This is a genomic window from Streptomyces sp. NPDC013157 (assembly GCF_042899865.1).
Taxonomy (GTDB): Bacteria; Actinomycetota; Actinomycetes; order Streptomycetales; family Streptomycetaceae; genus Streptomyces.
On record NZ_JBIBAK010000009.1, the window covers coordinates 208,883 to 227,889 of the forward strand.

A 19,007-nucleotide genomic window follows, 5' to 3' on the forward strand; every position below is an offset into this window, starting at 1 on the left:
CGGGGACGAGGCGTGCATTCAGGGGGAGTTGTCGTGGCGACGATCGGGTTGGCCGCAGCCATCGAGGAGTTGCGGCAGGAACTGTACGAGGCCCAGGACCGGGGCACGCACGAACAGTTCGCCTTCGAGATCCAGGAGGCCCAGCTGGAGTTGCTCCTGGAACTGCGCGACGACGTCAAGGGGGACGGGAAGCTCCAGTTCGGCGTGGCCACGGTGGGTGCGAGTGCCGGACACTCCTCAGCCCGGTCGCACAAGCTGACGCTCAAACTCCTGATCAAGGACCGGGCGACCGGCGGCGGCAGCCCCGAGATCAGCGGGGCGCAGTCCGGGTCGTGGGACGACGAAGACTGAGGTGGACCGGCGACGGCTCGCCCTGGTCCGGGGCGGGGAGGAGATGGGGTTCCGCCGCGTCGGCAGCGGGTACCTGGTGGCACCGCGCCTGGTACTGACGGCCCGCCACGTCGCCCAGGACGACGGGGGGACCACCTGGCCATGCATCGATGTGCGGGTGGGGCATCCACAGGACGAGACACGGCGCAGTAGGGCATCGGTGTGCTGGACCCACCCCGACGGTCTCGATGTCGCCCTGCTGCTGCTCGACGATCCGGTCGTCGTACCGGGCGACACGGTGCGCTGGGGCCGCCCGGTGGGCGAGGATCCGCTGCCGTACGACGCGCTCGGCTTCCCGTGGGCTTCGGCGGGGCACGGCCGGCGCCGCGCCGAGCATCTGCGGGGCGAGCTGCCCGTGCTGGGCGGCGGCAGCGGCGACCAGGACCTCTATGTCCTCGACCAGGGGCCCGCGCCGGGCGGTACGAAAGCCTGGGCGGGTGCCTCGGGCAGCGCGGTCTTCTGCCGGGACCTTCTGGTGGGGGTGGTCATCCATGACGACGTGGCGTTCGGGAACCGCCGGCTGCACGCGTGCCCGGCCCGGTCCTTCGTCGGGGAACCTGGGTTCGCCGAGCTGCTGGAGGACCACGGGGGCGGGCGTCCCCGGCTGAGCCAGGTGGGAACGGACCTGGACCGGTACCTGCGCGCCGCCCGGCTCGCCGCCGTCGAGCACCCGTACCCCGGAGTCGTCCCCGGCATCATGCCACCGCTGGCCCACATCTACGTGCGGCAGCAGGTCGTACGCCAGAAGTTCCCGGTCGAGAACCGGAGCAGGGAGACCGGGTTCAGGGCGGAGGGGCCGCTCGCCGTGTCCCCGCCGCAGCCGGCCGACGAGGTCTTGACCGGTGACGGGACCTGTCTCGTGGTCGGCGGGCCGGGCGGCGGGAAGTCGAGCCTGCTGCGTACCTGGCTCACCCACGGTGTCACCCAGTGGCTCGACGGCTCCGACGCCGGAACCCACGCGCCGGTCCTGGTGTCCGCGGCCGCCCTTCAGGGCGCTCCGCTCAGCAGAGCACTCGTCGACGCCGTCAACGCACAGCTCCGCCAGTACGGCCTCACTCGTCCCCTGCCCGACGCCTTCTTCGCGGACGCTCCGGGTCCGGGGCGCGGCTGGCTGGTGCTGGTCGACGGCCTCGACGAGATCACGAACCCCGCCGGCCGCGAGGACGTGCTCAGGACCGTGGCCCACGCCGGCGGCCAGTACACGTTCATCGTGGCCGGCCGTCCCGTACCCGAGACCGAATCCGGGCTCCTCGGCCCCCAGGTCCCGCGCTACCAGCTGGAGCCGTTCGACACCCACGACCTGCAACGCGTCGCGACCGGCTGGTTCCGCGCCCTCGGCGTCCCCGAACCCGAGCCGACCGCAGCGCATTTCACCGCCGCCCTCGGCACCGCCGGGCTGACCGAACTCGCCCGGGTCCCGCTGACGATGTCCATGCTCTGCCAGCTCCGTGCCGAGCACCCCGGAGAGCCGCTGCCCCGCGGGCGCGGCGAGATCTACCGGAACTTCGTCGAGCTGCTGCACGAACGGCAGTACGCCGCCGGCGCCGTGGCACAGGCCCGGGCCGCGATGAGCCAGTACGGCTCCGAGGCCGAGGCCGGGGCGGAACGGACCGTCGAGAGCCTCCAGGCCCTACTCGCCCACCTGGCCCACCAGCTGCTCCTGACGGACCACCCGGACCGGCCCGCCCTCGACATCGTTCGGCATCACCCGTCCGCGAAACGGCCCGCCGCGGTGCCGGAGCGGCGCTGGCGCGACTTCCTGGCGTCGGTCCTGTGCGGGACCGGACTGCTCACCCGGCGCTCGGACGACCTCGTCTTCACCCATCGGACGCTGGTGGAGTACTTCGGTGCGCGCCGTGTCGTCGACGACGAGGAGAGGCTGGGCGTCGTCTTCCGGAAGGCCTTCGTCCGTCGGGCTCGGCTCATTCCCCTGCTCAAGCACCAAGCCATGGGGGTCAGTCCACGGCTGTGGTTCAGTACGTATTGGATACCGCCCGGGGACGACCCTTTCGCCGGTTTCCTTCTCGACCTCACACCCGACGACCATCCTCTGAAGGAGAAGTTTCTGGGAGGGATGGCTTCCCGGCGGGCGGGACTCGACGGCTACCTCTTCCTGGCCCAACAGGTGGAGATGGGAACCGCTCTGCCCAAGCACATCATCAGCCGTACCGTGACCCTGCTCCGCCAGGCTGCCCGCGATCAGTCCCTGGCCGGAATCATCCGCATGATCGCGGCTGAGACACTCCTCCAGATCGTCCAGACGGACGGCGCGGCCCTGCTCAAGGAACTCGTCCATGACCCCGCAATGGGCGACTTCAGCCGTCTGAAGGCAGCGAAGGAGCTGATCCGGTTCTCTCCGGCAGAAAGCATCGGACACCTCCGTGAACTCGCCCAGGACACCACCCTGAGCAGCTACTACCGCCGAGAGGCGATGCTCATATCGGCCGAAATCGGTCAGATCGCCGGTATCGAACCACCCCCGGCACTCGCCCTCGACACCTCCCTCGACGGCCCGCACCGCTTGGAGGCAGCACGTGTGCTGGCCAGGATCGCCCCCGGGACTGCTGCCGAACGCCTGCGCTCCCTGGTCGCCGACCACACCGCGGATACCCATCACCGTCTTTACGCAGCACAGGCCCTGATGGAACTCGCGCCTACCGAGGGAGCGACGCTGCTGCGCGCCTTCGCCCTCGACCCCGCGGTCGACGGCTTCGAGCGTGTGCAGGCAGCAGCAGATCTGTCGGACATCGACCCCAGCGGTACCAGCGAACTGCTCACCAGGCTCGCTTGCGACCCCGAACTGGATACCAAAGACCGCCTCTGGGCCGCGCAGCGGCTCCTGTGGCACGATGCGCAACTGGCACAGCCGGTACTGCGCGAGCTGAGAACCGACACCGCCCTCAGCAAGAAACACCGCCGGCAGGCCGCCAGGCTGCTCGCCGGCAAACGCAAGTGACCAGGCCTCTCAACACGGCATCCGCCGGGCCTCGTTGACCCGCCGCACCTGCGCCCGCAGCACGTCGTCCGCCGGCGCCGGCTCCAGCGACTCGGGCGGGCAGTCCCACTCCCGCCCACCCGCCACGGGCCGCAACCGGACCCTTCCGCCGACGTGCCCCCTGACCTCGCCGATCCGCCCGTCCCGTACGTCCGTCACGAACGTCCCGAACGGCGGCCGCTCTCCCCGGACCACCGACGCCAGCCGCTCCGCGACCCGCACGTTGCACCGCCCCAACTCGACCAGAGCGAAGGGTTCGTCGCTCGCGCCGGTCACCGGGTCGACACAGAGCGAGGGCAGCACGACACCGGCACCCCGCAAGGCCGACCGCAACGTCTCCACAACCTCTTCGGTGGGTCGCAGCACCATTCCCTACCTCCACGCTGAGTTCCCGGTTCGCCACACAGCGTGTCGGGCGCGCCTCTAACCTGGCCAGATACGGCATCCCAACAACTTCGGCTGTTGAGACAGGGAGTGGCCCATGTCAGGACCCAAGGACCTGGACCCGTCGTCGTCGCCGCGCGCCCTGCTGGGGGCGGAGTTACGGCATGCGCGCGAGCGGAAGGGGATGAGCCAGGCGGAGTTGGGCCAGTTGGTGTTCGTGAGCGGTTCCTACATCGGGCAGTTGGAGGGAGGGACTCGGCGGATGTTGCCGGACCTCGCCCGCCTGCTGGACGAAGTCCTGGAGACGGACGGATTCTTCAAGCGGAATTGCAAGGCGGCGGCCAGGTCGAAATATGAGGATCACTTCGCAGACGTAGCGGAGATCGAGGCTCAAGCCACGGCGATCAGGGAATACGCACCTCTCCTGATTCCCGGGCTGTTGCAGACGCCCACGTATGCCCGGATCGTGAACCGCGCCTACGCTCCGACCGCGTCGGAAGAGACCATCGAGGAGTGGACGGAAGGCCGGATCGAGCGGATCCGCCTGCTTGACCGTCCGACAAAACCGTTGTTGTGGGCCGTGCTTGACGAGGCGGCGCTGCGCCGGGAAACCGGCGGCCGCGCAGTCATGGCGGAAGCCCTGCGCCACATTGCCGACCTGTCCCGTCGCAACCGGGTCATCCTGCAGGTGCTGCCGCTCAGTGCGGGTGCGCACGCGGGCATGGCGGGAGCCCTCAAGCTGATGGAGTTCGAGGATGCCCCTCCGCTGGCCTACCTCGAAGCGGTGCGCAGTGGGCGCCTGGAGGATGACCCCGCCACGGTCACCCAACTGAGGTTCCTGTTCGATCTGCTCGTTGCCTCGGCACTTTCGCAAGAGAAGTCGCTAGCCCTGATCGAGGCGTTGGCGCAGGATTACGCCCATGAGGTACACCCCTAACCACGACCTGAGCGCGACCACGTGGATCAAGTCGAGCTACAGCCAGGGCGGCGGAAACTGCCTCGAAGTCACCGCCGCCCACCCCACCCTCATCCCCGTCCGCGACTCCAAAACCGCCCCCCACGGCCCCACCCTCACCTTCCTCCCGGAAACCTGGTCGGCCTTCGTCGACGGTGTCAAGAACCGTGGTCGTGGCCCCGAGGGCGCCGCGCCAGGGTCTGGGCACGTGCGGTGATGTCGTCCGGGGAGACGACGGAGAGGCCGGCGAGTACGTCCTCCAGGGCGCCCAGCCACAACTGGTAGTAGCGGTACGGCTCGTCGCGGGGCGCGGCCGCGATGCGGGCGATCAGCGCTCCCTGGAACTGCGGCCAGGTGAACACGCCCGTCTCGCACAGGGTGACGGCCATGCCGAAGGCGCGGCTCTCCCACGGCTCGGCGAAGGTGAGTTCGCCGTTGGAGCGGGGCGGCGCGGCCGGGCCCTCGATGTCGAGCGGCGCGGTCATGGGGCCGTCACCTTGGCCACGCCGACCATCGCGTCCCGGGTGACCAGCGGCACGAGTTCCTCCTCGGACAGGTGGCCGGTGCCCGCCGGCCGCTCGGGCAGGACCAGCCAGCGGACCTCGCTGGTGGAGTCGTGGACGGTGATCCGCACGTCGCCGTCGAGTGCGAGCCCCATCTCGGCCAGCACCCGGCGGGGCTCCTTCACGACGCGGGCGCGGTAGGCGGGGTCCTTGTACCAGCTGGGCGGCAGGCCGAGCACCGGCCACGGGTAGCAGGAGCACAGCGTGCACACGACCACGTGATGCGTGGTGGGGGTGTTCTCCACGACGACGATGTGCTCGCCCTGGGGACCGGAGAAGCCGAGTTCCCTGATGGCGGCGGTGCCGTCCCGGAGCAGCCGGTCCCGGTACTCCGGGTCGGTCCAGGCCCTCGCGACGACCTTGGCGCCGTTGAGGGGGCCGACGTTGGTCTCGTACTCCGTGATGATCCCGTCCATCGCCCTGGGGTCGATCAGGCCGCGTTCGGTGAGCAGTTGCTCCAGCGCCTCGGTGCGCAGGGCCGGGGGCGGGCGTTCGCCGGATCCGGCGGTGGTCATGCGGCGGCCTCCAGGTAGCTCTCGTACATCTCGACGGTGAGGGCGAAGGGTTCGGCGTCGGCGCCCCACAGTTCGCGGGAGTCGAACCGCACCGAGTAGACGTACTGCGGGTTCTCGCCCTGGAAGTGGGCGTTGGTGTCCGGCAGTACGGAGGCGGGCTGTACGGCCTGGACCGTGCCGGTGTGGCCGCGGGCGTAGCGCGGCAGCCGGGTGTGTCCGGGCACGGACGCGGCGCGGGCCCGTACCCGCTCGCCGACGGTGAAGGCGGGCGCGGTGTCCACCGTGCGCAGCGAGCCCTCGGCGGTCGGCGCGTAGTCGGGCCGGTGGGGCTCGGGGCTCGGGGGCTCCGTGACGTGTTCGCCGCGCAGGTTGCGGGCGCGGGCGTCGATCGCGCCGGGCGCGAGGACGGCACTGTCGTGGAGCATCAGCTCCCCGGCGTTGAGCCAGCGGCCGTAGTAGCCGTCGTCGAAGTAGGCCGCCCGGTCCAGCCGCTCCAGCGCGTGCCGGAAGGCGTCCACGTTGACACCGCCGGACGCGACACGACCGGAGAGGATCGCCAGCGCGAAGGCCCGGCGCTGCCAGGGCTCCGCGAAGACCGGTTCGTCACGCACCGGGGGCCGGACGGGACCCCATCCGGGTGTGCCGCCCAGGTCGGCGATACCATCCATGACAGATCTCCCCGATACGGGACAAAAGGCCTACACGTGAAGCGTAGGCGACGGTCCGTGCCGCGTCCCGTCCACCCGACGCCGAGCACCGCAAACCGCCTCCTCGGGCTCCGCATCACCCGTTTCGGTGGGCCCAGTCCAGGAAGAGCGATACGCCGTTGGCGACATAATGCGGTCCGGCACATGGATTGGAGACGCGCGGCGCCTGGCCGTGGCCCTGGACGCTTCCCTCAGCATCGCCTTGGACGACGATCGCGAGGAAGTCACGTTCACCGCCCACCCGGCAGCCTGATCGCGCCCTGCCCCACACCATGCTGCGAGCATCCGGCTTCGCCTCGGCAACCTGCACCGGCCAGTGGCGCGACGCCGTCACGGTCTGCGTGCCCGGAGTCGGTCGCAGCACCTCGCATCGCATTCGAAACGTTCCGGCGGTGTTGTCAGCGCCCTGTGCAACCCTGGTCCCCATGAACCACTCCCAGCTCACCGCCCTGGGCCGGGCCCTTCGTCTGCTCGGTGAGCACGGGGAGGCCCTGACCGGAGACACGACCGACGGCAAGTTGCACGAGGTCAAGGACGACCTGCGGCGGGCGCTCGACCTGCTGGAGGAGAGCGTCAGCAGTGCCGCGCCGACCACCCGGTGCGCCGAGCATCCGCAGGGGCCCGTGGACGAGAGCGCCCCCGATCTGTGCCTGCTGTGCGAGACACGGCGGCGGGCCGCGCGGCGGTCGGAGTTCGCGGGTGGGCCCCGGCCCGTGCCGGAGGAAGCCGCCGGGCCCGCCATGTCCCGGTACGGCGTGCGCGCCGACCGGCCGCAGCCGCAGCAGCGCTGGCTCCCGGAGGCGTGGAACGGCCGGGAGTGGGAGCTGTGCGGCACCCCCCGGCGCGACCGGCGCGAGGCGGAGCTGTACCTCGCCGCCCAGCGCCGCGGGTCCCGGCCGGCGATGGCCTACCGGCTGGTCCATGAGTTCACCGACTACGAGGTGCTCCGGGTCTGGGGCACTCCCGTGCACGTGGACATCGAGCCGCTGGGCAATCTGTAGCGGCCGGTGCCGCCATCCAGGCACTGAACGCCCGAACCCTTTGTGTCGGAGCGCCCGTCCGGGTACCTGAGCGGAGACACACGCGCGGAAGGGGTCCAGCGGGATGAGGATCGATCTGACGGGGCGCACGGCACTGGTCACCGGCTCCACGCAGGGCATCGGCGCGGCGATCGCCGTCGGCCTGGCCCGGGCCGGGGCCCGGGTGGGGGTGAACGGCCGGGATGCGCGACGCGTCGAGGAGAGCGTGGCCCGGCTGAAGGAACAGGTGCCCGGGGCCGATCTCGTGCCGGTCGCGGCGGACGTGACCGGCGAGGAGGGCGCCCGGCGGACCGCGGAGGCGCTGCCGCAGGTGGACATCCTCGTCAACAACCTGGGGATCTTCGGCGCCGAGGACCCCCTGCGGATCACCGACGACGAGTGGCGGCGCTACTTCGAGGTGAACGTCCTGGCCGCGGTGCGGCTGACCCGCCTCTTCCTGCCGGGCATGACCGAACGCGGCTGGGGGCGCGTCCAGTACATCGCCAGCGACTCGGCGGTCGTCATCCCCGCGGAGATGATCCACTACGGCATGTCGAAGACCGCGCTGCTCGCGGTGGGCCGCGGCTTCGCCAAGCAGGCCGCCGGTACGGGCGTCACGGTGAACTCCGTGATCGCCGGTCCCACCCACACCGGAGGCGTCGAGGACTTCGTCTACGAGCTCGTCGACCGCGACCTGCCCTGGGACGAGGCCCAGCGCGTCTTCATGCGCGAGCACCGGCCCCAGTCACTGCTGCAGCGCCTGATCGAGCCGGAGGAGATCGCGAACATGGTCGTGTACCTCAGCTCCGACCAGGCCTCGGCCACCACCGGTGGCGCCCTCCGGGTGGACGGCGGCTACGTCGACTCCATCCTGCCCTGACCTGTACCGGCAGGCGGACACCGCTGCCCCTTCCGGCACTCTCTGACTAAAGTCAGAGAATGGATGCTGCACAGATCGACCAGGTACGGCGGTTCAACCGCACCGTCACCGAGCGCGTGGGCGTGCTCCACGACCGCTATCTGGGCCGTGACCGGCCGATCGGCGAGGCCCGGCTGCTCTGGGAGATCGGCGAGCGGGGCGATGACGTGCGGCGGCTGCGGGAGCGGCTCGGGCTCGACTCCGGATACGTCAGCCGACTGCTGCGGTCCCTGGAGGCGGATGGCCTGGTGGCGGTGGAGCCGCAGCCCCAGGACAGGCGGGTACGTACCGTGCGGCTGACCGAGAAGGGCCGAGCGGAGCGAGCCCTGCTCGACGACCGCAGCGACGACCTGGCCGGTTCGATGCTCCAGCCGCTCAATGCCGAGCAGCGTGCCCGGCTGGTCGCGGCCATGGCCGAGGTCGACCGGCTGCTGACCGCCGGCACGGTCACCCTGGACGTCGTCGACCCCGACCATCCCGACGCCCGGCACTGCCTGCTGGCCTACTTCGCCGAGTTGCAGGAGCGCTTCGACACCGGCTTCGATCCCGCGCGCAGCCTGCTGCCCGACGCGGGCGAACTCCGGCCGCCACGCGGCCTGTTCCTGGTCGCCCGGCTGCACGGCGAGCCCATCGGCTGTGCGGGGGTGAAGCTGCCGCCCGGGGCACCGGCCGAGATCAAGCGCATGTGGGTCGCCCCGCAGGCCCGCAGGCTCGGTCTCGCCCGCCGGTTCCTGACCGAGCTGGAGGCGCAGGCGGCCGGGCACGGCTACGACACCCTGCGTCTGGACACCAACAAGACACTCAGCTCCGCGATCAACCTCTACCACTCCTACGGCTTCCAGGAGGTCCCGGCATTCAACGACGAGCCGTACGCCCACCACTGGTTCGAGAAGCGGATCACCGTACCGTCAGCCGAGCAGCGGTGAGGGGCTGAAGTCGTACCCCTCCCACAGCCGCCTGCTCGTCTCCTCCGGGTACGCCGTCACCGTGGGGGCCGTGTCCAGGACCTGGGTGGTGCGGGCCTCGGTGTCGTAGGCCGGCCAGCCCGGGTCGCCCGTGGCCGCGAAGGACGTCCACGCGGTGCGGAAGCGGGCGGAGAGGGCCCTGGCCTCGGGGGTGACGACGGTGCCCGCCCAGAGGAGGTTGGCGAGGTCCGCCTCGAACGTGCCGAAGAGGAGCGGGATGTCCAGGCCGTGGCAGGCGCCGAGGAGGCCGTCGTTGCCCGGGGCGCCCCAGGTCAGCTCGTAGAGGTGGGCCCGGCCGCCGCCCGCGGTCTGTGCCTCCGCGAGACGCAGGGACGGTATGGCGAACAGCCAGTCGGTCTGGACCCGTTCGTACAGGTCGCTCGGCGAGGCGTCGGGGTGGGCGGCGCGGTAGGCATGGTCGCCCGCCGCACCGCCCGGTGCGAACAGGCGCAGGGCGCCGGTCGCCTGCTCCTCCGTGATCTTGCCGTACATCCCGCTCATGACCAGGAAGAGGCGGAACTCGTCGCGGTTGTGACCGACGAGGAGGTCCACGTCCCGGGCGGAGCCGGAGGCCAGGGCCTGCCAGGGGGTGCTGGGGAGCACCTCGCCGTCGACCACCGGGGAGAACGGGGTCACCGTCGGCGCGATCTGGCCCCAACGGTCCACGTACTGGGGCATCTTGACACCGAGCGCCTGCCCGGCCCCGGTCAGCCGGCGCGGGTCGGTGGTCGCCAGGTCGGCCACCGTGGGGCGCAGGCCGGCCTCGGCCGCGAGGGCCCTGCCGATGTCCTCGGCCAGGTCGGGGGAGAAGAAGGTGCCCGGGACGCTCTGCGCGATCGCCCGCCGGAACAGCCCGCGCGCCCTCGGCATCGCCAGCAGGGACGCCACCGACCCGGCGCCCGCCGACTCGCCGAAGACCGTGACCTGGTCAGGGTCGCCGCCGAACGCCCTGATGTTCTCCCGCACCCACTCCAGCGCCGCCACCTGGTCCAGCAGGCCCCGGTTGGCGGGCGCCCCCTCGATCTGGGCGAAACCCTCCATGCCGACGCGGTAGTTGAGGGAGACCACGACCACGTCGCCGTCGCGGGCGACGTGCTGGGCGTCGTAGCCGGGGCTGCCGGAGTGGCCCAGCTTGTAGGCGCCGCCGTAGATCCACACCATCACCGGACGGCGGGCGGCCGGGTCCGGGGCGGGCGTCCACACGTTCACCGTCAGCCAGTCGTCGCCCTCGGGGGCCTCCAGGACACCCGTGCGCCCCTGGATGCCCAGGTCCTGCGGGGGCGGCGGGCCGAAGGCGTACGCCTCACGCGTCCCGTCCCACGGGCGCGCCGGCCGCGGCGCGGCGAACCTGGCCGCTCCCACCGGAGCTTCGGCGAACGGTATCCCCCGGAAGACCGCCAGGCCGTCCTCCCGCAGGCCGCGCACGGCACCGGCGCCGGTACGCACGACGGGACCCTCGGTGGCGGCCGTCTGCCCGGCGGACTCGTTCGTGATCATGATCGCTCGCTTTCGACGGCTGGTTGCTGCCACTTCCTGCGACTGGCCGCTGCCGGTTTCACAGCCGGTCACTGGTGAAACGCCCGGCACTTCGCACGAGTGCCGAACACACCTCACCCGTTGGAGTGAATCCAGGTCAGCCGTGCCGGGCCATGAACGCCCTGGCCTCCGCCTCGCCGATCTCGTACACCGTCTCATGCGCCCGTGGATCGCGCGCATGGAAGGTGTGGAACATCGGGCTCGCCGGACCGCCCAGCTCCACCAGCGAGGCCGACGCCCCGCGCACCGCCCGCTCCCCGCCGGGTGCCACGGTCAGGTCTACCCGGTTGACCACCCCGGGCGTCACCCAGACCGGCACCGACTCCAGCAGCCCGAAGAGCTGGGTGTGGTAGTGGCCGGTCAGGATCACCCGTACGTCGGCGCCCCGGACCACGGCCGCCAGGTCGCCGGGATCGCGCAGCCCGAAGAGCTGCTGCATCGGCGACATCTCCAGGGCGACGGGCGGGTGGTGCAAGGCAAGGACCGTGCCGTGCTCGGCTGGGGTGCGCAGCACCTCGCGCAGCCACTCCAGCTGGGGCGCGCCGAGGCGGCCGTGGACCTTGCCCGGTACGAGGGAGTCCAGGGTGACGAAGCGCAGGCCGCCGACCGTGCTGACCGCGGCCCGCTCGGCCGAGTCGAAGGAGAGTTCGGCGCGGTCGGTGCCGTCGGCGTTCAGATGCCCGCTGCCCAGCACCTTGGCGAAGGCCTCACGCTCGTCGTGGTTGCCGGTGGTGCACAGGACCGGGATGTTCCGGTCCCGCGCGAAGGCGCCGATCAGTGTGCGCAGGGCGGTGTACGCCTCCACCGCGCCGTCGTCGGCGAGGTCGCCGGTGACGACGACCGCGTCGAGGCCTTGGAGATGGCGGAGTTCGTCGAGCATCAGCCGCAGCGACGCGGTGGCGTTGACGCCCCGCGCGTTGGGGGCGTCGGTGCGGTCCAGGTGGGTGTCGGAGAGATGCAGGATCCTCATCTTCCGCAGGTTAGGGGGCGGTTGCGGATGCGGGCCAGGGAGAGGACCGTCAGCGGGCCGGGCGCCACATGCCGGTCACGGTCCCGCCGCCCGGCATGGTGATCCCGGCGCACGGGGTGAAGCCGACGCTCTCGTACCGGCGGTTGTTGGCGGGGTTGGTCGACTCCAGATAGGCGGCCGCGCCCACGGCGTCGAGCCGGGTCAGGGTGTCGGACAGGAGGGCCATGCCGAGTCCCTTGCCCCGGTGGTCGGCACGGGTGCCGAGGATGGTCAGGTGGAAGAAGGGTTCGTCGGGGTGGGCCGCCCCGAAGCTCGCCTCGGCCGCCTCGACCGCACGCGCCACTCCGGCTCCCGCGACCCGCTCCATCAGCCTGGGCCGCTCCCGCTCCTCCTCCTCGGTCAGCTCGACGCCGCCCGCCGGGATCCACACGACCACCGCCTCCGCGCCCGGCGTCACGAACGTCCACGGGTAGCGCAGCGCCGAGGTGGCGTAGACCCGCCACAGCACCGCCGCCTGCTCGGCCCGCCGGCTCTCGTCGGGGAAGACCGGACCCCACACCGGGTCGTGGAAGAAGGCACTGGTGAGGGTGGTCACGATGGCGTCGAGATCGGCGGGGGTGGCCAGGCGGAAGGCGTCGCTCATGGGGTCGAAGGTAACCGGGAGGGCCCAGGCCGAGAAGTGGCCTGTCCGCGTGGCAGGGACGGGGGCACCCGCGGCCGTCACAAGCACATAACGAAGTACGCGCACCAAGTGGGTTGGCCCCGCACCCCACTTGAGACGTTCGGGCAGGTCAGCACCGCGCCTTGGGACCGCTCCCGGGAGATGCCCTCACAGGTTCCTGACGTCCCATACCTCAACAGTGAGCCGCCGACCGGAGAGCCGAGCCGTGACGAGACACGCGAGACATGCGGGACACGCGACCCGTGCGACGGGCGAGCGCCGATGAGCGGCCTGCTCAGGCAGTTGCGCGTCTCTCTGCTGATCACCCTCGGGATGTCCGCCTTCACCGCGGCGGGGGACCTGCTGGACGGCCTGGTGCACGGCGACTTCCTCGCGACCCTGGGCGACCGGGCCTCGGAGGTGGCCATCGTCTGCACCCTCGTCGCCCTCGTCCACTCCGCGATCTACGGCGTGATGCACGTCGGGCGCCCCGAGACGCGCGAGGTGCGGGGCGTCCGGGCCGGGGTGGGGGTGCTGATGGTGCTCGACGTGGTCCCGCTGTTCACGACGGGACATGTCGTACTGGCCCTCATCCCCCTGCTGGCCACCGTCGGCGGCTGGGCCCTCGGTGAACACACGGGCGTGACGGCGGACGCCGCGCCCTGGGGCGCCCTGCTCTTCGGCCTCCTGTCGCTGCCGGTGCAGCTTGTGGTCGCCGTGGTCATGAGCATCGCGGGGTGGCTGTGACCGTCTCCGCGGACACCGCCGCCGCGTGGGCCACCCTGCTGACACTCGCGGGTCTGCCCGCGATCGGCTACGCGCTCTTCACCAGGCTCACCGGCCGGGGGCGCGGAGACGCCGCCCCTTGGCGGGTTCAGGACGATCCCACGACCTGGGTCGGGGCGGGTGCGGCGGTCGCGGGCCATGTGCTGGCCGTGGTCGCCGTGGTCGGGGAGTGGGGCAGGGTGTTCGGTTTCCTGACGACGGCGTACGTGGGCGGGTGCGTCGCCGGCGCGTTCGTCTATACGTACGACACCTGGGTGCGCGGGGGTGAGCAGCGCCGGAGCGCCCTGCGCCCCGTGCTCCTGCTCGTGGCGCCCTACGCGGTCGCCCTCGGGTTCTTCGGCCGCATCGCCGGCTGACCCGAGGGCGGACCGGACGGGGTCAGCTCAGGGTCTTCAGCGCCGCCCCGTCGAACGGCTTCAGTTCGTCCGCCCGGCCGGCGAGGACCTTCGCCGCCCACTCCGGGTCCTGGAGCAGGGCGCGGCCGACGGCGACCATGTCGTACTCCTCGCGCTCCAGGCTGTCGAGGAGGTCGTCGATGCCCTTGGTCCCGGAGCCCTCGCCGACGAAGGCCTTGAGGAACTCGCCGTCGAGGCCGACCGAGCCGACGGTGATGGTGGGCCTCCCGGTGAGCTTCTTGGTCCAGCCGGCCAGGTTGAGGTCGGAGCCCTCGAACTCGGGGAGCCAGTAGCGGCGGGTGGAGGCGTGGAAGACGTCGACACCGGCGGCGGCCAGCGGGGTGAGGATCGCCTCCAGCTCCTCCGGGGTCTCCGCGAGGCGGGCGTCGTAGTTGTCGGACTTCCACTGCGAGTAGCGGAAGATGACGGGGAACTCCGGGGAGACCGAGTCGCGTACGGCGGCCACGATCTCCGCCGCGAACTTCGTGCGGGCGACCGGGTCGCCGCCGTACGCGTCGGTGCGGCGGTTGGTGCCCGCCCACAGGAACTGGTCGAGCAGGTAGCCGTGGGCGCCGTGCAGCTCGACGCCGTCGAAGCCGATGCGCTCGGCGGCGGCCGCGGCCTCGGCGAACGCGCGGATCACGTCGTCCAGGTCCTGCTGGGTCATGGCCCTGCCCTCGCCCTCGGTGCCGTCCAGGCGGACGCCGGAGGGGCCGACGGCGGGAGCGTCCGCGAACGGCGGCTGGCCCTGCTGGCGGACCATGCCGATGTGCCACAGCTGCGGGACGATCGTGCCGCCGGCCGCGTGCACGCCCTCGGCGACCTTCGCCCAGCCCGCCAGCTGCTCCTCGCCGTGGAACCGCGGGACGCGGCTGCTGTCTCCGGCCGAGTCGTGGCCGACGTACGTCCCCTCGGTGACGATCAGCCCGACACCGGCGGCGGCCCGGCGCGAGTAGTACGAGACCACGTCCTCACCGGGGACGCCGCCGGGGCTGAAGTAGCGGGTCATCGGCGCCATCACGATCCGGTTGGGGACCGTGAGCCCGTTCAGGGCGATGGGGCGGGAGAGGATCTCGGCCGCGCGGGAGGCCGGAGGCGTGGTGACGGTCACGTGGGGGGCTCCTCGTGAGTAGGTCGAGTACCTGGGGTGGTGGCACCCGAGTTCGTAGACCGAACGGTATGTGCACACGCATCGAGTGCGCATCCGTGCACAACGATCTGTCCGGACGCGCACATTCCCGCTCCGACGCCGAAGCCGTGTGACCCCCGCCACGAAGCGCCGCCCTATCGGGTGGCGGCCCCACCGGCGCCCTGCGAGCATCTGCGGATGCTGACGCTCGCCGACGATCTCGGCCACCTTTCCTATGTCGTCGACGGTGACGGGCCGCCGGTCGTGCTCGTGCACGCCGGAGTGGCGGATCACCGCATGTGGGACGCGGTCGTGCCCGCCCTCTCGGCCCGGCACACGGTCGTCCGGTACGACCTGCGCGGTTTCGGCGAGTCCGCGCCCCCGACCGGGCCGTTCGACGAGACCGACGACCTGCGGCGCCTCCTGGACCACCTCGGCCTCGAACGGGTCCGGCTGGTGGGCGCGTCCTGGGGCGGCCGGGTGGCCGTGGAGTTCACGCTCGTCCAGCCGGACCGGGTGCACTCCCTGGCACTGTTCGCCCCGCCCTGGCCGGGATACGACTGGTCCGCGGAGATGGTCGCGTACGACGAGGCGGAGACGGCCGCCCTGGCCGCGGGCGACCTGGACACCGCGGTCCAGGTCAACCTGGACATGTGGCTGCGCGGGCCGGCCCGCGGGTGGCACGACGTCGCCGCCGGACTCGCCGACGAACTCCGCGGCCCGCTGCGGACGTCGCTGGTGAACCAGGACGTTGTGGGCAGGCACTCCCAGGGCACCACGGCCGGTGACATCACCGCCATCTCCGTCCCCACCCTGGTGGGGATCGGCGGGCTCGACACCGCCGACTTCCGGGACATCGCCCGCCGGTACGCCGCCGGAATCCCGGACGCCACCCTCGTCGAGTTCGCCGCCGCCGGACACCTCGTCGCACTGGACACACCCCTCGAACTCACCGCGGCGCTGGGGCCGTTCCTCGCGCGCTAGGCGCCGGCCGGCGGATCAAGTCGCTGGAAAGCAGCGGTGGCCGTCTCTGAGGGAGGGCGTGCCAGACCCCGCGTCTGCGGCAGGATCCACCGGACCGCCCCCGGCACAACGGCCGAAGCCCGCCGGGCACAGCGAAGGGCGGCACCCCCTGTCGAACAGGAAGTGCCGCCCTCGGTGCTGCGTCAGAACATCCGAGCCTCAGGCTCAGAAGTCCATGTCACCGCCCGGCATGCCGCCCGGAGCGGCCGCGGCGGCCTTCTCCGGCTTGTCGGCGATGACGGCCTCGGTGGTGAGGAACAGCGCGGCGATGGAGGCGGCGTTCTGCAGGGCAGAGCGGGTCACCTTCGCCGGGTCGATGATGCCCTCGGCGACCAGGTCGACGTACTCGCCGGTCGCGGCGTTGAGGCCGTGACCCGGGGTGAGGTTGCGGACCTTCTCCACCACGACGCCGCCCTCGAGGCCGGCGTTGACGGCGATCTGCTTCAGCGGGGCCTCGAGGGCGAGCTTCACGGCCTGCGCGCCGGTCGCCTCGTCACCCTCCAGCTCCAGCTTCTCGAAGACCTGGGAGGCCTGCAGCAGGGCCACGCCACCACCGGCGACGATGCCCTCCTCGACGGCCGCCTTCGCGTTGCGAACGGCGTCCTCGATACGGTGCTTGCGCTCCTTGAGCTCGACCTCGGTCGCGGCACCGGCCTTGATGACGGCGACGCCACCGGCGAGCTTCGCCAGGCGCTCCTGGAGCTTCTCGCGGTCGTAGTCCGAGTCGGACTGCTCGATCTCGGCGCGGATCTGGTTGACCCGGCCCTGGACCTGCTCGGTGGAGCCGGCGCCGTCGACGATGGTGGTCTCGTCCTTGGTGATGACCACCTTGCGGGCGCGGCCCAGCAGGTCGAGGGTCGTGTTCTCCAGCTTGAGACCGACCTCCTCGGAGATGACCTCGCCACCGGTGAGGATGGCGATGTCGTTCAGCATCGCCTTGCGGCGGTCGCCGAAGCCCGGGGCCTTGACGGCGACGGACTTGAAGGTGCCGCGGATCTTGTTGACGACCAGGGTCGACAGGGCCTCGCCCTCGACGTCCTCGGCGATGATCAGCAGCGGCTTGCCCGACTGCATGACCTTCTCCAGGAGCGGGAGCAGGTCCTTGACGGAGCCGATCTTCGAGTTGGCGATCAGGATGTACGGGTCGTCGAGGGACGCCTCCATACGCTCCATGTCGGTGGCGAAGTACGCCGAGATGTAGCCCTTGTCGAAGCGCATACCCTCGGTGAGCTCCAGCTCCAGACCGAAGGTCTGGGACTCCTCGACGGTGATGACGCCTTCCTTGCCGACCTTGTCCATGGCCTCGGCGATGAGCTCGCCGATCTGGGTGTCGGCGGCGGAGATGGAGGCCGTGGAGGCGATCTGCTCCTTGGTCTCGACGTCCTTCGCCTGCTCGAGCAGCGCACCGGAGACCGCCTCGACGGCCTTCTCGATACCGCGCTTCAGGGCCATCGGGTTGGCGCCGGCGGCCACGTTGCGCAGGCCCTCGCGGACCAGGGCCTGGGCGAGAACGGTCGCGGTGGTCGTACCGTCACCGGCGACGTCGTCCGTCTTCTTGGCGACTTCCTTGACCAGCTCGGCGCCGATCTTCTCGTACGGGTCCTCCAGCTCGATCTCCTTGGCGATGGACACACCATCGTTGGTGATCGTGGGGGCGCCCCACTTCTTCTCAAGGACGACGTTGCGGCCCTTGGGGCCGAGGGTGACCTTGACGGCGTCGGCGAGCTGGTTCATACCGCGCTCAAGGCCGCGCCGCGCCTCCTCGTCGAACGCGATGATCTTGGCCATGTGAAGTGGTCCCTCCAGGACTGGGGGTGAGTCTTCGGACCGCGCCCGCGCCCGCGACGGACGGCTCGCCGACCCGTGGGTTCCTTGCCCCACCCGGCCTGCGGGCCTCACCGACCCGGTCCTTCGTTGTCACTCTCACCTTCAGAGTGCTAACGCCAATGATTAGCACTCGCCCATGCCGAGTGCAAGCGCCTCCCGGGGATCGGCCCCCGGAGTCAGGCCCCCGGGCATGCGCCGGGCATGCCGAAGGGCCCGTGCCCCGGGAGGCACGAGCCCTTCGAAGAAGTACAGAAGAACGTCGCTGTCAGTCGGCGCGTGCTTCAGCCGGTCGCCAGCCGGACCATGTCCGCCTGCGGCCCCTTCTGGCCCTGCGAGATCTCGAAATCGACCCGCTGACCCTCTTCCAGGGTGCGGTAGCCGTCCATCTGAATCGCGCTGTAGTGGACGAAAACATCCGCACCACCGTCGACCGCGATGAAGCCGTACCCCTTCTCCGCGTTGAACCACTTGACGGTGCCCTGAGCCATGCCTAACTCCCCTATTACTGGCCCTTGCACAGATCCACACTTCGCGGATCCGGGTCAGACCTCACCCCCCATTGGTTGGGGGCGTGCGCCGGAACGCGTCGACCGCGGCTGAATGTATCTGTCCAACTGCCGTCTGCAACAGGTCAATCGGACGAGAATTCTGGACGGAAGGGGTCCGGAATGTAGCAAGAATTCGGCCGAATTCAGGGCAAGTCGGACCCCATAAAGGCCACAAAAGCCGCATATAACCCGCACACTTTGGCTACTTCTTGTCGGGCTCGCGGTATCGAATACGGGGCTCCCGACCTGGAGATCGGGACCGTGTTCCCCAACTCTACCGCGCTCAACCACACAGAATTGCCCCCTCCGCTTCTCTCACGGAGGGGGCAATCAGATGAACAGTCGGTGATCGGCGTTACCGAAGGTAATGTTCGGTCATTCGATCAGCCTGTCAAGCAGGTCGGCAGGTCAGCCGCCCGCGACGGCCGGGATGATGGAGACGCCGGCCCCGTCCGGGGTGGCGGTCTCCAGGCCCTGCTCGAAGCGGACGTCGTCGTCATTGACGTACACGTTGACGAACCGGCGCAGCTTGCCCTGGTCGTCGAGAACCCGCGCGGAGATCCCGGTGTGGTTCTTCTCCAGGTCCGAGATGACCTCGCCGAGAGTGGCGCCCTCGGCGGCGACTTCGGCCTGACCACCGGTGTAGGTGCGCAGGATGGTGGGGATGCGAACGGTGACGCTCACGTTTTTACCTCCGGTCTGGGCAACGCCCTATTTCTC

Annotated in this window: 21 protein-coding genes; 10 read left to right on the forward strand and 11 right to left on the reverse strand. The window is 70.8% G+C overall.

Annotated features, from left to right (window positions below):
• Positions 1–33 precede the first annotated feature (33 nt).
• Complete coding sequence (locus ACFY6U_RS26510) at positions 34–351, forward strand: trypco2 family protein (protein WP_390042088.1); 318 nt, start codon at positions 34–36, stop codon at positions 349–351.
• Position 352: 1 nt separating this feature from the next.
• A complete protein-coding gene (locus ACFY6U_RS26515) occupies positions 353–3,346 on the forward strand; it encodes a trypsin-like serine protease (RefSeq protein WP_390042090.1) in 2,994 nt (997 codons plus the stop codon).
• A 9-nt stretch (positions 3,347–3,355) separates the two neighbouring features.
• On the opposite strand, the gene ACFY6U_RS26520 is transcribed toward ACFY6U_RS26515, so the two are convergent.
• Positions 3,356–3,748: a hypothetical protein gene (locus tag ACFY6U_RS26520; protein ID WP_390042435.1), complete on the reverse strand. Its 393-nt coding sequence runs from the start codon at positions 3,746–3,748 to the stop codon at positions 3,356–3,358.
• 118 nt (positions 3,749–3,866) lie between these two features.
• On the opposite strand from ACFY6U_RS26520, the gene ACFY6U_RS26525 reads away from it, so the two are divergent.
• Positions 3,867–4,706 (forward strand): helix-turn-helix domain-containing protein, encoded by an 840-nt coding sequence (locus ACFY6U_RS26525; RefSeq protein ID WP_390042092.1) that lies wholly within the window; start codon positions 3,867–3,869, stop codon positions 4,704–4,706.
• Entirely contained in the window at positions 4,690–4,941 is a 252-nt protein-coding gene (locus ACFY6U_RS26530; protein ID WP_390042094.1) for a DUF397 domain-containing protein, read from the forward strand. Before ACFY6U_RS26525 ends, ACFY6U_RS26530 begins: the two co-directional genes overlap by 17 nt.
• Here the strand turns inward: ACFY6U_RS26530 and ACFY6U_RS26535 are convergent.
• From ACFY6U_RS26535 to nthB, 3 genes are read right to left on the reverse strand one after another with little or no spacing between them, the layout of a single operon-like run.
• Positions 4,883–5,209: a nitrile hydratase accessory protein gene (locus ACFY6U_RS26535; protein WP_390042096.1), complete on the reverse strand. Its 327-nt coding sequence runs from the start codon at positions 5,207–5,209 to the stop codon at positions 4,883–4,885. The two genes, ACFY6U_RS26530 and ACFY6U_RS26535, sit on opposite strands and share 59 nt — an antisense overlap.
• On the reverse strand, positions 5,206–5,802 hold the full coding sequence (gene nthA / locus ACFY6U_RS26540) for a nitrile hydratase subunit alpha (RefSeq protein WP_390042098.1): 597 nt from the start codon (positions 5,800–5,802) through the stop codon (positions 5,206–5,208). The genes ACFY6U_RS26535 and nthA overlap by 4 nt, the downstream gene beginning before the upstream one ends.
• Positions 5,799–6,470, reverse strand: a complete 672-nt coding sequence (gene nthB, locus ACFY6U_RS26545) for a nitrile hydratase subunit beta (RefSeq protein ID WP_390042100.1) — start codon at positions 6,468–6,470, stop codon at positions 5,799–5,801. Before nthB ends, nthA begins: the two co-directional genes overlap by 4 nt.
• 464 nt (positions 6,471–6,934) lie before the next feature.
• On the opposite strand from nthB, the gene ACFY6U_RS26550 reads away from it, so the two are divergent.
• From ACFY6U_RS26550 to ACFY6U_RS26560, 3 genes are all read left to right on the forward strand, one after another.
• Positions 6,935–7,510, forward strand: a complete 576-nt coding sequence (locus ACFY6U_RS26550) for a hypothetical protein (RefSeq protein WP_390042102.1) — start codon at positions 6,935–6,937, stop codon at positions 7,508–7,510.
• Positions 7,511–7,613: 103 nt separating this feature from the next.
• A complete protein-coding gene (locus ACFY6U_RS26555; protein WP_390042104.1) occupies positions 7,614–8,408 on the forward strand; it encodes an SDR family NAD(P)-dependent oxidoreductase in 795 nt (264 codons plus the stop codon).
• Between the two features lie 59 nt (positions 8,409–8,467).
• Complete coding sequence (locus ACFY6U_RS26560; RefSeq protein ID WP_390042106.1) at positions 8,468–9,373, forward strand: GNAT family N-acetyltransferase; 906 nt, start codon at positions 8,468–8,470, stop codon at positions 9,371–9,373.
• Here ACFY6U_RS26560 and ACFY6U_RS26565 read toward each other — a convergent pair.
• From ACFY6U_RS26565 to ACFY6U_RS26575, 3 genes are all read right to left on the reverse strand, one after another.
• Positions 9,356–10,909, reverse strand: a complete 1,554-nt coding sequence (locus ACFY6U_RS26565) for a carboxylesterase/lipase family protein (RefSeq protein ID WP_390042108.1) — start codon at positions 10,907–10,909, stop codon at positions 9,356–9,358. The genes ACFY6U_RS26560 and ACFY6U_RS26565 overlap by 18 nt on opposite strands.
• Before the next feature lie 136 nt (positions 10,910–11,045).
• On the reverse strand, positions 11,046–11,918 hold the full coding sequence (locus ACFY6U_RS26570) for a metallophosphoesterase family protein (protein WP_390042110.1): 873 nt from the start codon (positions 11,916–11,918) through the stop codon (positions 11,046–11,048).
• Positions 11,919–11,967: 49 nt separating this feature from the next.
• A complete protein-coding gene (locus tag ACFY6U_RS26575) occupies positions 11,968–12,561 on the reverse strand; it encodes a GNAT family N-acetyltransferase (RefSeq protein WP_390042112.1) in 594 nt (197 codons plus the stop codon).
• 300 nt (positions 12,562–12,861) lie between these two features.
• Between ACFY6U_RS26575 and ACFY6U_RS26580 the strand changes: the two genes are divergently transcribed.
• Positions 12,862–13,326: a hypothetical protein gene (locus tag ACFY6U_RS26580; RefSeq protein ID WP_390042114.1), complete on the forward strand. Its 465-nt coding sequence runs from the start codon at positions 12,862–12,864 to the stop codon at positions 13,324–13,326.
• Positions 13,317–13,721, forward strand: a complete 405-nt coding sequence (locus ACFY6U_RS26585) for a hypothetical protein (RefSeq protein WP_390042116.1) — start codon at positions 13,317–13,319, stop codon at positions 13,719–13,721. The genes ACFY6U_RS26580 and ACFY6U_RS26585 overlap by 10 nt, the downstream gene beginning before the upstream one ends.
• Before the next feature lie 22 nt (positions 13,722–13,743).
• On the opposite strand, the gene ACFY6U_RS26590 is transcribed toward ACFY6U_RS26585, so the two are convergent.
• The gene (locus ACFY6U_RS26590; RefSeq protein WP_390042118.1) at positions 13,744–14,871 is read right to left on the reverse strand and encodes an NADH:flavin oxidoreductase; all 1,128 of its coding nucleotides are present in this window, start codon (positions 14,869–14,871) and stop codon (positions 13,744–13,746) included.
• 216 nt (positions 14,872–15,087) lie between these two features.
• Between ACFY6U_RS26590 and ACFY6U_RS26595 the strand changes: the two genes are divergently transcribed.
• Entirely contained in the window at positions 15,088–15,873 is a 786-nt protein-coding gene (locus ACFY6U_RS26595; protein ID WP_390042120.1) for an alpha/beta fold hydrolase, read from the forward strand.
• A gap of 204 nt (positions 15,874–16,077) precedes the next feature.
• Here the strand turns inward: ACFY6U_RS26595 and groL are convergent, their stop codons facing one another.
• The 3 genes from groL to ACFY6U_RS26610 form a co-directional block, all read right to left on the reverse strand.
• Positions 16,078–17,700, reverse strand: coding sequence for a chaperonin GroEL (groL, locus tag ACFY6U_RS26600; protein WP_294001208.1), 1,623 nt, complete (start codon positions 17,698–17,700; stop codon positions 16,078–16,080).
• A 320-nt stretch (positions 17,701–18,020) separates the two neighbouring features.
• Positions 18,021–18,227: a cold-shock protein gene (locus ACFY6U_RS26605; RefSeq protein WP_007493268.1), complete on the reverse strand. Its 207-nt coding sequence runs from the start codon at positions 18,225–18,227 to the stop codon at positions 18,021–18,023.
• A gap of 468 nt (positions 18,228–18,695) precedes the next feature.
• Positions 18,696–18,971 (reverse strand): ubiquitin-like small modifier protein 1, encoded by a 276-nt coding sequence (locus tag ACFY6U_RS26610; RefSeq protein WP_294001193.1) that lies wholly within the window; start codon positions 18,969–18,971, stop codon positions 18,696–18,698.
• Positions 18,972–19,007 lie beyond the last annotated feature (36 nt).